The 12845-nt window shown below is 46.5% G+C and carries 10 protein-coding genes; 5 read left to right on the forward strand and 5 right to left on the reverse strand.

Features of this window, described 5'->3' with window-relative positions; translation table 11 throughout:
* Window positions 1–43 precede the first annotated feature (43 nt).
* Both MC7420_RS06775 and MC7420_RS06780 read right to left on the reverse strand, forming a co-directional pair.
* Complete coding sequence (locus MC7420_RS06775; protein ID WP_157453071.1) at window positions 44–5053, reverse strand: phage tail protein; 5010 nt, start codon at window positions 5051–5053, stop codon at window positions 44–46.
* A 343-nt stretch (window positions 5054–5396) separates the two neighbouring features.
* Window positions 5397–5651, reverse strand: a complete 255-nt coding sequence (locus MC7420_RS06780) for a hypothetical protein (protein WP_006099270.1) — start codon at window positions 5649–5651, stop codon at window positions 5397–5399.
* Between the two features lie 114 nt (window positions 5652–5765).
* Here MC7420_RS06780 and MC7420_RS06785 point away from each other — a divergent pair, with 114 nt between their 5' ends.
* The 3 genes from MC7420_RS06785 to MC7420_RS06795 all read left to right on the forward strand — a co-directional run bounded on the left by MC7420_RS06785 (window position 5766) and on the right by MC7420_RS06795 (window position 6882).
* Complete coding sequence (locus MC7420_RS06785; protein WP_006099534.1) at window positions 5766–6011, forward strand: helix-turn-helix domain-containing protein; 246 nt, start codon at window positions 5766–5768, stop codon at window positions 6009–6011.
* Between the two features lie 125 nt (window positions 6012–6136).
* Window positions 6137–6553, forward strand: coding sequence for a XisH family protein (locus MC7420_RS06790; protein WP_006099475.1), 417 nt, complete (start codon window positions 6137–6139; stop codon window positions 6551–6553).
* Window positions 6541–6882: a XisI protein gene (locus tag MC7420_RS06795; RefSeq protein ID WP_006099540.1), complete on the forward strand. Its 342-nt coding sequence runs from the start codon at window positions 6541–6543 to the stop codon at window positions 6880–6882. The genes MC7420_RS06790 and MC7420_RS06795 overlap by 13 nt, the downstream gene beginning before the upstream one ends.
* Before the next feature lie 267 nt (window positions 6883–7149).
* Here the strand turns inward: MC7420_RS06795 and MC7420_RS06800 are convergent, their stop codons facing one another.
* The gene (locus MC7420_RS06800) at window positions 7150–7404 is read right to left on the reverse strand and encodes a hypothetical protein (RefSeq protein WP_006099501.1); all 255 of its coding nucleotides are present in this window, start codon (window positions 7402–7404) and stop codon (window positions 7150–7152) included.
* 124 nt (window positions 7405–7528) lie between these two features.
* Here MC7420_RS06800 and MC7420_RS06805 point away from each other — a divergent pair, with 124 nt between their 5' ends.
* The gene (locus tag MC7420_RS06805; protein WP_006099550.1) at window positions 7529–7774 is read left to right on the forward strand and encodes a helix-turn-helix domain-containing protein; all 246 of its coding nucleotides are present in this window, start codon (window positions 7529–7531) and stop codon (window positions 7772–7774) included.
* 107 nt (window positions 7775–7881) lie between these two features.
* A complete protein-coding gene (locus tag MC7420_RS06810; protein ID WP_006099412.1) occupies window positions 7882–8097 on the forward strand; it encodes a hypothetical protein in 216 nt (71 codons plus the stop codon).
* 520 nt (window positions 8098–8617) lie between these two features.
* Here MC7420_RS06810 and MC7420_RS06815 read toward each other — a convergent pair.
* Together MC7420_RS06815 and MC7420_RS36115 are read right to left on the reverse strand one after the other, a co-directional pair.
* Window positions 8618–8965, reverse strand: coding sequence for a DUF433 domain-containing protein (locus tag MC7420_RS06815; protein ID WP_006099380.1), 348 nt, complete (start codon window positions 8963–8965; stop codon window positions 8618–8620).
* A 354-nt stretch (window positions 8966–9319) separates the two neighbouring features.
* Window positions 9320–12367, reverse strand: a complete 3048-nt coding sequence (locus MC7420_RS36115; RefSeq protein ID WP_006099513.1) for an AAA-like domain-containing protein — start codon at window positions 12365–12367, stop codon at window positions 9320–9322.
* Window positions 12368–12845 lie beyond the last annotated feature (478 nt).

Raw genomic sequence — 12845 nt, forward strand, 5'->3', positions numbered from 1 at the left:
CTTATGGAGAATAATTCGTACTAAATTTTCACACATATTCTTTTCAAGAACTTAACTTTTTAAGAGCAAAGAATTTTTCTAGTTTACGCAGAACATATTCTACACCGTCCTCTCGGCTCTTGAAGACAGGTGACTCAACATCGAGTTCAGTCTTGAGCCATCTTTCAGCGAGTGCTACTTCTCGATTTGCCATCTCCGTAGCTTGAGGATTTCTGGTTTCATATGATGACTGTTGTCCCTGGTCTCTTATTTTCCATTCTTCCTCTAGTTGTTCAGAAGCTTTTTCTGCACCACCACTAAGTGTCATTGGGAATGCACCACCACCATGTGGGCTTGTTCTTTCGTGTCCAGCAAATGCTTCTCCCCAAGTCATTTCCCCTTTGGCAATGAGGTCTACTGTCATCATTGAGTATGCCGGTGCATCTTGATTTCGGAATCCCTCAGTGCCAAACATCAAAAATTGAAGCTCATTAAATTTGTTGACATGAGGGCGTAACTCATCTGGCAAACCTTCATCACCTTTACTTACGTACTGTCTAAAGACAGCAGCGATTTCCTGAGAAGTTATTCCTGTGTCATCTGCAACATTATTTAAGTTTCGCGCTATCTCAGGATATCTTTCTGCTTTACCTCGGGGGGCATCACTACTTCTCACAAGAGGCGCTTTCCCAAATGACTGCTGTTCAATCACAGATCTTTCTGTTTCTATGGAGCTAGTTTGATGATAACGTGTCTTTCCTCTTTTAGGTATAGCAGGTCTAGCACGAAGAGATTGTGCTAGAGAAGCAACTCCAATGCCCGGAACTATATAAGACGGCTCATCTTTAGTCCCTGGCATAACTGTCTGAGCTTCTGCCATTTTTAATACATCTTGTCTACTATTTAATTTTTTCATCGCATCGTGAATTAATGCACGAAGTTCTTCACCTTTAGGATAGTAAAACTGTGTAACTTCCTCTCCAGGATTAACTCGTGCAAATATGCGAGCGCGATTACTTCCCTGGCGTTCTATAGATAGTTGACTTAACCTATATTTTATCCGCCAAGCAGTCAGTTGTGCCTGTAAGCGAATCCTTGAAACTCCACGATCTAGTAGAGACTGAATTTTTGGTCTTAGTACCTGTACAGCTTTATCTAGCTTCTCTTTCTTTTTCTTTTTCTTATTGTCATCTTTTTCCTCATCGCTCCTATCTTTATTCTTTTTGCCTTTCTTCCCTTTCTTCCCTTTCTTACCTTTCTTACCTTTCTTGCCCTTAAACCGCTTCATCAAACTCTTCGCCAAGCCCTTCAGCTTACCTGCCACCTTCCGCGCAGCCTTGGCAATCTTGGCGATGATGAAATTAGTAATAAAGTCCAGCAACACGATCGCGGCTGAAGCCAACAATGCCCCAAACTGAGGACCGGCTGCCCCTGTCTTAATCGCCTTCAAGAACTCGATGAAGCGTCCAAAGGCTTGAATAATCTGACTAACTGTACCCCAAGCCGCCTGTAATCCCTGGATAATCGCCAATACTGCCCCCGCCGCAGGCACAATCATTGAGACAAGACGCTCCAGCAAAACACCAATAATAATCGTGGGTAATGCTTGCTTAACCGCCGTCCAAGCCATCTTGCCAACCTCTGCCATGGCGATACCGCCTTGGGTCAAGATCTTCCAAACGGCTGCACCTAAACCGAGAACTGCCTCTAACTTTTGATTGAACCAGGTTTGTACCTGTTCTTTGAAAGCACTCCAGAGGTGATTGCGGATACCATCAGATACTGCTGCCCCTAAGTTACCAATCCATTGTCCGGGGTTGGCGGCAATATCCTTTGCCAAAACTGCAAAAGCGCCCAAAGCTTTGGCAATCCCTTCACCAAACTTAATCGCCCCCCTGACAACGCCTTGGTAGACGCTGACGACAGCTAACATTCCTTTCTCAAGTAAACCTAGGGCGGCATCTAGGGCACCACCTAAAACATCCAAGGCTTTCTGGATTCCCTGATTCAGGTTTTCGGCTAGCTGATTAACCGTATCTTCTGCCTGCTGAACTTTTTTGGCGATCGCGCTACGCCATTTGTCTCGCAATCCGGGCCATTTGGCTAGAAGGGTATCGCCTAAAGCAATTAACGCATCTCCCACCCGACGAATGACTGCCACAATTGCTTGCCGTGCCTTTTCAATTGCGGCGGCTGCCAGCTTTTTAGCCGCTTCAATCGCTTTTCGCATCGCTGCACGAGCCGCTTCAAAGGCTTTCTGAATCGCCTTCTTAATCCCGTCAAAGAAGGCTTTTGCCTTACTCGCTAACCAGCCAAATAACCCACTTGACTCTTTTTTCCCTTTCTGCTTCTCCTCAGCCGCCTTGGCTTCACCCTTCTGACGCTCGGCTTCTGCCTCTGTTTCGCCCTTTTCGATTTCCTTGACAGCTTCGGCATCCCCTTCTGCCTGTTTCGTCTCAACTTCTTGCAGCCCTTCACTCACCAGTGTGTCGCCCTCTTTGCGCGACTGGCTGACTAAATCATCCTGTTCTTTGCTCCATTGACCTTGTAACTCATCAACTTCGCCCTTTGCCTTCGTCCGCTCTTGGGCTTGTTGAGCGATATTGTCTTGTTTGAGTTGTTCAACCTCTTGCTTGGCAGTGGCTTGTTCTTCTGCCACCTTAGTAGCATGGTCTTGTTTTTTGGCGGCTAAATCACTTTGAGCTTTAGCAGCAGCCGCTTGAATTTCGCCCCCTTTCTCTTGTTGGGCAAAGATAGACGCGGCATCTCCCATCCCATCTCCCCCGACTCCCGTCGCCAGGGCAGCGCCAGCCCCAGCAGCAGCACCTGCGGCTCCCCCACCCGCGCCTCCAGTAATCTGTGCCTTCAGGGTCTTTTGCGGTATCGTTGGTTGAATGTTCTCTACGCCCGTGGGTTTAGCCAGTTCTTGCTGCCCTTTGGCTTGGGCTTCTGTTAAGCTGGTTTCCAATTCAACCCTTTGTTCCTGGGCTTTTTGCGGATCAGCATTGCCCTCCAGCGCCAGTTTCGGCGGAGGTCCAGCAGACACTTGATTCGCCCCTGGATCACTGACTGGCAATCGCGTCACTGATGCCTTCATGTTGCTGATATCAGCATCTGACAATTTACCTTCTTCATTCCCCTGAACGGCTGGTGCTGGTGCAGATACCTGGGGCGGGGCTTTTTCTGGGGGTAAGGGTTTAGGTTCGGGGACGGGTTTTTCTTGACCTTCGGCTTTTTTGGCGACGGGTTTAGGTTTGTCGCCGCCTGAATCTGCTTTCACTACTGCCGATTTCCCGGTTCCTGGTAACGTATCGGCGCTAGGCGGATTGGCGGCGAGTTCAGATTTTTGTTTGCCAACATCATTAGAAACAGCTGCGGTGACACCCCCTAAGGCAGATACCAATTGAGCAGGAGGCAAGCCACTCACCGCACCGAGGGCAGCCGCCGGATCAGCTTGGGAAACATCCGGGGGTGCTGGGTGAGGTGCAGATTCCGCGATCGCACCACCACCTCCACCGCCTCCAGCCGGGAGACTGCCTGTCGCGGGTTCTTCTGCTAGGGCGGCGAGAGCCACGTCTTTTTCGGCGGATGAGAGCTGGTTGCTTTCAGTCTCTGTTTCTGGAGCCACTTCAGCCAATCGCTCATCCATGGCATTGGCTTCAGCCTCTTCATCAACCGTTGCGGCTGCAACGTCACCCCCGCCAGCACTGGCTCCCCCTGCGGCGCCTGCGCCACCTCCTCCGGCTTTAGCAGGACTACTGATGGCGGTTGCGGGAGCGGTAACACTCTTTGTCTTCGTTTCAGGAGATTGAACTGAACCTGCATCAGGTTGGACGGCTGATTTCGGAGCCGCCTCTTGTCCCGATTTTTCCGGATTTGCCCCAGGCTGTGGAGTTGGGGTATCAGCCTGTGTTGAGGGTGTCGAGGTTGGGCTTTCGGGTGCGACTTCGGTTGGTGTCGTCTGATCGCTCTCAGAATTACCTGCCGTTAAGGGTAGGGTTCCCGTATCCGTAGATTTGCTCACCGCTTCGGCTTGTGGCTTGTCTGAGGGTTGCTCAGAAACAGCTTTATCTGCACCAGCTTTCTTCGCTTCAGAGGGTTGAGGATGAGGAACTCCCCCAGCATCTGGTAGCGGGGTTCTGTTGGGACTCGATGTAACTCCCTTGGCTGCGGCAGTATCACCCGGTTCTATTAATTGATCCGCTTCACTGGGTTTCAATGTCTGGGGTAAGGACGCAGATCTATTCGTTTTCAGCGATGTGAGCGGTTTTTTATCCCTGGCTACTTTGGCGGGTAAGTTCGCGAATTGCTTCGCCTTGGCTAAAGGATTTTTATCGGCTGATGAGGATTGCTGATCACGGTCAACATTAGGGGAAAACTCAGGACTTTTCTCGGTTTCATCCTGGGATTCTGGAAATAGCTTTCGCCTTAGCTGCGCCTTCGTTTGAGGAGAAAAGGTTTTAGAAACACTGACCGATTTTGGTTGAATTGTCTCTGTCTTTGGTGGTGGAGTTGGCGTCTCTTTGTCTCCAGGTTCAGCAATTTCCTGGGGTTGAATCCCCCGATCTAAAATCGGTTGTGGATCTGATTCCTGTAATCGTTGTACCACCGCCGCTTCTGGCGATGCCTCCTGCTCTTCTCGCTCAGAAACCTCTTCAGATTCTCCAGTCTCAGCTTGACCGAGTTGCTGATCCCGCCACAAATTCAACCGATTCGTTACCGGATTGACTCTCTGAATCGGTGGTGGATTCCACCCGCCAAACTGTCCGGCTTTCGTCTGAATCGGTAACTGGGATCTTTCCGGTGCATAAGCTGGGATATTTGCTGCATTATAACCAAATTGCTCTGTCCCTTCCTTTTGTTCTTGTTGTTCTTGAAGAGAATGGGTTTCCTGCTGTTGGGATAACCCTGGCTTCTGAGCGCCAAAGGGACGTGTCTGTAACGGATTGCCATGAGGTAGCTGGGCATTTCTTGCCTGGATGCCTTTACCGAACCCCCGGGTTCGCAACGGATTGATTGGAGTGGTTTTAGGCTCCAAGGATGCTCTTTTGCGAACCTGCCGTCGGCTACTCATTGCCTACCTGGTATCAATTGTTCTAAATTTTGCGCTTTTAGTTTAGCATTTTTTCTGCTTGCTAAATCAAATTAAACGTAACATAATGTGAAGTCTTGTTGAGTACAGTCGAGGTGATTATCGTCTGATTTTAACCTGAATCTATATCAGGGCATGATGGTATCGTGCCTCTACCCCATCTCAGGAATAATTGATTGGGTAGGGGTACGGCATTGCCGTACCCTATGATAGTTAGTGATAATCTCTCAACAAAAACTGAAATCGCCAAGCGATCACCTCTTCCGCCTACCTTCCCCAAAGCCGATGAAGCCAAGCGATCGCGCCAGGGAATCGCACCCAAGATTCAATCCACCATAATCTGTCGCCTCAACAGACTCATCATTTCTCCCGAAGCACCATAAGGAATCGGTGGACTCCATTCCCTCACCTCCGCAAACCGTAAGCGATGCAGCGTTTTGATAATGCTGTTGATCCCTTTACGGGAACCAATCACCATCACCTTGATCAATTCTTTCTGAGAAACCGGATCAGTAGAAGCCTGAATAGAAACCTCAGCAGAGGGCAATTGATTCTCATTCGGCACAAAGTACGCTTGCATTTGAGTTCACCTGATTGATTCAATGTGGTCTACTAAGACCACACAAAGTCTAGCAAACTGTGGTCGCATAAGACAACATTTACTTGCTTACCGTCCTCTGACACGATTAGAGGCATGGGAAAAGCGGGACAAGCTCTCAGGCAAACATTAGACACATACGGCATCAGTCAAAACAAACTAGCCGTAACTTTGGGAGTTGATCGTTCGATGATTTTCAAGTGGTATCACGAGAAAAGAGATCCCACGGCTGAAACCGTGGTGCAGATTGCACAGGCACTCAAAAGCATTAATCCGAGTGCAGCAGCAGAATTTATCCGGTTGTATGTGGGTGAGTTCCTTGAGACTGAGGAGGATAGTTGAAGGGAAGTGACTCCTGCACTCCTGCACTCCTACCATCAGCGATTCCCTTTGGAGCTAGGATAGAAACGTTAGATGTTGTTTTGAGAACTGCGCCAGAAAGAGTTTGAGAATTTGTGGAACCAATCATGGCGGCTAAAGACCTATTCCATAATTCTGTAAAACAAGCACTCCTCAAAGAGGATTGGGTGATCACAGCAGATCCCCTAAAACTCAAAATTGAGGGAGTTAAGTTGGAAGTTGATTTAGCAGCAGAGAAAATCATTGCCGCTCAAAAAGCAGAATGTAAAATAGCCGTTGAAATAAAAAGTTTTCTCAATACTTCGGTGATTACAGATTTTCATGCCGCATTAGGTCAATTCTTAAACTATCGCTTGGCATTACAAATGACCGAATCAGAGAGAATACTTTATCTGGCTGTTCCTATTGATACATTTGGAACATTTTTTCAAGAAACTTTTATTGAAGAAGCAGTTAAGCTTTATCAAGTCAAGTTAATTATTTACGATCCTGTTGAAGAGGTAATTAGCGAATGGAAAAATTAGAAAAATATCGCTCATTAGTCCGCCAGCTATTAAATGATCATACCCCTGAAGATGCAAACCGCTCAGATTCAGAAATAGAGTGTCAACTCATTTTTGACACAGAACATGACCACTATCAGCTTCTAGATATCGGTTGGGATGGACTAAAAAGAGTTTACAACTGTTTCATTCATATAGATATTAAAGATGACAAAATTTGGATTCAGCGAAATATGACAGAAGCTGATTTGGCACAAGATTTAGTAGAAATGGGTATACCCAAAGAGGATATTATTCTCGGTTTACATCCTAGTTATAAACGTCCTTACACAGGCTACGGAGTCGCTTAGTGCGATCGCCTTCCTGATCCCTAAGTTTGTCAAACGCTGTCTGTGATTGGCATAACAGACGATAGCTGAGGTGATTATCGTCTGATTGTAACCTGAACCTATATCAGGACACGATGGTATCGTGCCCCTACCCCATCTCAGGGATAATTGATTCAGTAGGGGTACGGCATTGCCGTACCCTATGATAGTTAGCGATAACCTCTCAATTTAATCAATAATAAACCTTCTGCCTTCTGCTATATCGCGCCAGGGAATTACACCCAGGATTCAATCCACCATGATTTGTCGCCTCAATAGACTCATCATTTCTCCCGAAGCACCATAGGGAATTGGTGGACTCCATTCCCTGACCTCCGCAAACCGTAAGCGATGCAGCGTTTTGATAATGCTGTTGATCCCTTTACGGGAACCGATAACCATCACCTTAATAAATTCTTTCTGAGAAACCGGATCAGTAGAAGCCTGAATAGAAACCTCAGCAGAGGGCGATTGATTCTCATTCGGCACAAAGTACGCTTGCATTTGAGTTCACCTGATTTTGAGTTGCCACTGGATGACTATATAAATGTAGTCATTTTCATCATACACGATGGCTATATAAATGTAGTCATTTACTTGCTCGTGAGGCTCTGACACGATTAAGAGTATGGGAAGAGTCGGCAAAGCCCTTAAGCAGGTACTAAAGAATTACGACATCAGTCAGAACAAACTGGCGGTAGCGCTGGGAGTAAGACGTTCTGTTGTTTACCGTTGGTATCACGAACTTACAGATCCCACAGCCGAAACGGTTGCGGACATTGCACAGGCACTCAAAAGCATTAATCCGAGTGCAGCAGCAGAATTGATCCGGTTGTATTTGGGTGAGTTCCTAGAGAGTGATCAGGAAGATTGACGGGAAGTTGTGTCCCGATTGTAGAGACGTTGCATGCAACGTCTCTACAAGGTTTTGGCTTTGGAGCTACCATAGAAACGTTAGATGTTAGTATAAAGCGGACTATTATGCTCAGTTTTAAGAAAAAAATTGTCACTGATGAAGCGATGCGTCCTGTTGCAGTGTTGATTGATTATCAGGACTGGCAGAAAATTGAGCAATTATTAGAGGCTTATCAATTACAACAAAAACAAGACTTTAATTTAAACCAGTATGCTGGTGTGATTCAATTAACTCAAGATCCTTTGGAGTATCAGCAGCAAATGAGGGATGAGTGGCATTGACGCAGAATTTAATTTTACTGGATACGAATGTAGTTTTGTACTTCTTAGGCGGGCGTTTAACTAACCCGTTACCGTCAGGACAGTATTTTGATTTCCTGGGCTGTTTGTAAAACACTTTGATACTCAGCGTCTACTTCACGACGATGGGTTTCAATGTAGGATAAGTTCCCTCTTGGACTAACTGATGTCCTTTCCGTACCTCGTAGTGCTATATAGCATCAATTTCGATGACTGGACTGGTGTTCTATAGTGATTTTCAGTATGATGCGATATATAGGTAAAGATGCAAGCCTTCATCCGTGTCAACTTAAGCCAAAACCCCCTCACCCCCAGCCCCTCTCCCACCAGGGGAGAGGGGAGCAAGAAAGTCTGGTTCCCCTTCTCCCTTGATGGGAGAAGGGGTTAGGGGATGAGGGTGAAATGCTTGCCAGTCGTGCTTTTGACCTTAAGTTGATACCAATGGCCAGCCTTGCGCCCCTACATTCGGGGATTTTGTCTTTATCGGAACTCACTGTGAATTTCATCTAGAAGATACTTGAGCATGATTAATTTTCTTTCTTTGTTCTGCTCTAAGTTTCCGCATCCGAATAGCCGTAGGCGATGGGTTAAGTTGTTGGGCTTTAACTTGCTGGTGATTCCACTCTAACCAGTCGGCTAGATATTTACTGAAAGCTTCTTTATTATGGAGGTAATAGAGAATTGTTGCATAGACTTGCTCTAAGGTGAGGGATGGATAAGTTTGGGCAATTTCTTCGGGAGTACGGGCGCGATGGATGAAATCATAAAGGATGGTTTCAATGCCTACTCTAGTTCCTTTGAGACGAATGTCGTTAGGGGCGAGGAAATTAAAATAATCTTCGAGTTGCATAGCTGAAGGAAGATACAGAAAGAGCATAAAGCCTAATCTATCCTAGCAAGCGAATCGCACTTTCTGTTCCTAATGCGATCGCTCTCTACGTTACCTGGGAAACCTAATGCTTGCGATTGTTTGGATTATCCGTTTGGAGTATTGAATATTGATGTGCCGCCAACCTCGAACCATTCAACCTGGATACTGTTACCCCATCACGCCAAATACCGTAAGATGGGCAAAAGTAGCGAACAATAACCTAAGCATTTGAGGTTGATAAATTTTGCCCACCCTACCTAACTTCAAAGCCTATGAATTCGTAGAAATGTAATTTGTTAAGGAATTTTTAGAGAAGTCTGGAACGCTTATGTGTTACAGTCTACAAGTTGCCGTGATAGAGAAGAGATCACCCATAGAATACCGCCCCGTCCTTGATGCCGACCACACTAGCTGACCCCGGTAATCCCGATACAACAAATACTCCCCGAGCTTACCCAGGTAGAGATCCCACACTGATCGCGGAATGTGTCCTTTCTTGGCTTTCTTTGGATTGAAAACCACATGGCTCAACCACTCTCCTTCTTCTCTCCATCCTATCTTCTCATAAAATCCCTCCCAGTTTACCTCATCATAACGATCGGGCTGGGAGGCAAATTCATCCAAAATAGTCTTTTGCACACTGAAACCAAACGTCCCATCTGAGCGTTCTACCCAAAGCCTATCGATACTACTCAAGTCTCGACAGGAAATATTCTCTATCTCAAAACCTGTTTCGGTACTACCAGCAAAAGCAATTAAATCATAGGTGTTTATATCAGCATCTTTCCAGTTGCCTGATTCCATCAAAAAGTTTAGTTCTGCTAAGAGGTAACGTTTGAGCGATTCTTTTATCTGGGAATCATCTTCACCTGCTTCTTTCAGCAATACCATAAACTCACGATGTAAGTTCTCAATAGCATTCGCCGAGAGAATCGGTTGTTGCTGAGGCAGATACTGCGGAATAGGAATCTCCGTGTCTATATCAATATTTGGCAGTTTTTTCCAAGCCGCCTCCAGCCGAGTAAAGGCTTGCCGATACGCCTCTATTGCCTTTGGCGTTTCTCCCTTTTCCCGATACCAACTACCCTGCACTCGCTGGACATGGACACGAATTGACCATTGTTCAGGCGTCTCTCCAGTAATCTTTGACGGTAATAACGTCTGACTTTGTTGAATCGCTTGCTCAGCTTTACTCCAATAGTCTTGCGCTTTTTCTTGCTGATCCAGTTCCTGATACCTTTGACTCAGTTGCAAAGAGGCTAAAGAAATAGAGGCTTGCAGCATGGCTTGCTTCAGCTCCCGATTTTCCTCCTTTTCCAGGACTTCATTGCTTGCCTGACTCGCCTGACTCCAGGCTTCTTGAGCATCGTTAGAGAGTCCATTATTTTGCAATTCTGCTGCTAGTTTGGAGAGTAGGGATACTGTCTCAATTTCGGTTTTAACCTTGTCTAAGGAGGCTTGAGTTTGTTCATAGTTTTTCTGGACAATGGCTAAATTCTCGTTTGCTTGCTTTTGCTCCTCTTGTGCTATCCTCAGTTCTGCCTGTGCCTGCTTGAGTTCCTCTGCTTTCTGCTTTCCGGCTTGATTTAACTGTTGAACATTTTGCTCGGCTTTTTTCACTCTTTCCTGAGCTTCTCCTAGCTTGGCTTGAGCCTGTCGAGTTTCTTGAGCGGCTTGTTGCGCTTGTCGCGCTAATTGTTGAGACTGTTGACGGGAATTTTCCAGTTTATCGTTCGCTACCGCTAAAGCTTTTTGTGACGCTTTGACTTTCTGGGCTGCATCTTCAGCACTTGTCTGCATGAGTTTCTCATTTTCTATCGCTTGTTCTTCTCGTTTCTCGGCTGCTGTCGCTCTTTGGTTCGCTTCGGCTACCTGAGAGTTTGCCTTATCAACTTTGGAGTTAGCTTCAATAACCTTATTTCCGGCAAGTACCCCGGAAATTACTGCCCCCAACACCGCAACAATTAGCACTACTCCACCAATACTAATCCGTCTTTTGGCTTTGCGATTCGCCTCAGCTAGAGCCAGGTTTCTTTGTTCTGCGGCTTCTCTATCTTTCCGTTCCCGTTCTAATTCCGCTTCCTTTTCCGCTACCGCAATTTGCGCCTCAATTGCCTTTTTTTCACCAGCAGCAAGAAATTGCTGATCCAGATAACTTAAAGTTTTTCCCTTTGCCCAAGCTTGCGCCTCGTGCAACGCCTTACCCTGCAACAGAAAATCATCCTGATACCCAGAGGCTACCCACTTTCTAAAAGTCTCCGCGTAGGGGCGTAGATTCCTTAATTCTTGGTCAATCCAATTTTGGTCAAAGACTTCCCGATAAATCGGATTGTAAGCCCTTAAACTTCCTCCCTGCTTTACCACCAACCCCGCCAGCTTTAATCGGGCTTCATCATCACTATTCGTGGCGGCGACTTCCCCATCCTGCCAAATCTGCCGATAGAGTTCTAGTAAATACCCTGCCCGTTGTTCATTGCTTAAAACGCGATCGCGGATTGTCCGGAGATGTTCTGGCTCATCCTGGGCTTCCCAGTTTTCCAGTATACGCGATCGCACTAACTTTTCGATTAATAATTCTGCCTCACGACCAGACGCAATGGCAAAGGGAGAAGTCAGCACCAACTGACATAACTTTTGCGTCAGAAAGGGTTGTCCCCCTGTCCAGTTTATAATCTCCCTGAGAACCGTTTGCGGATTCTCCGCCTTACCCGCTAATCCCGGCGCTAAGGGTGACACTTCCGATAAACCAAACCCGCGCAATTCAATCGCCCTACCAATATTAAACGGCGTGCGAGTTTTATCCTGAATTAAATCTGAAGGTGTCGCCACTCCCAACAAGGCAAATGTCAGGCGTTGATACTCTAAATTGTCTGCCCGTTCGTTAAAACAAGCGCGAATTAGGGCAAAAAAATCGTCTTTTAGGTCTAACTTGAGAATACTATCGATTTCATCAATAAAAATAACAATCGGTTGGGAAATCTCAGCTAGCAATACCGTCTCGATGAACTCACCCAAACGCTGTGTCGGGGACAATCCCTCCCGTTCATTCCACCATTTGATCACCTTAACCTTAATTCCCAAACTCCGCGCCAGTCGGCGAATTAACCCCAGATACCACTCCGATGGGGCAATATTGTGACTCCCAATGGCGGTAATATCAATCACACCACAAGCAACGCCTTCGTTTTGCAACCGCCGCATGGTTTGCACCCGCAAGCTAGATTTACCCATTTGGCGGGAATTGAGAACATAGCAGAATTCGCCTGCTTTTAAGGCTTCATAGAAATCCTGATCCGCTTGACGCACTACATAGGTGGGATCATCCTGTTTAAGACTCCCGCCGACTTGATAGCTGTAGTCTGGATAGGATGCGGTACTCATCCTCAAATCCCCCGAAATGGTGTGTATCTGGTAATCCTGTAGGGTGCGTTAGCGTAGCGTAACGCACCGCCTTTATTGTCTCCCAGAATTGGTGCATTCTGGCGTTAAATTATTTTATCCTAACAATTTACCTTGATGCTTTCCCAGAATTGGTGCGTTACGGCGCTAACTCATTTAATCCTCACAATTGATACTAAATCAGCGCCTAACGCACCCTACATTCCTACATTCCTACATTCCATTTCTGTAGGGGCGCACCGACGTGCGCCCTTCTGACGTGCGCCCTTTTACTACGCCCGCTACCCCATGTTTATGGTTTCGTAAAATGAAGGCGATCGCGTTGATTATATTTCTGATTTACGCTTGTAGTCAATGATGCCAGATTAGGGCGCTAAAGCGCAACTACAAACCTAACTGAAAGACTGTGCTATTCCCCCCAAATTGGTGCGTTACGGCGCTAAATTATTTAATCCTCACG

Source organism: Coleofasciculus chthonoplastes PCC 7420 (genome assembly GCF_000155555.1).
GTDB classification, from domain to species: Bacteria; Cyanobacteriota; Cyanobacteriia; order Cyanobacteriales; family Coleofasciculaceae; genus Coleofasciculus; species Coleofasciculus chthonoplastes_A.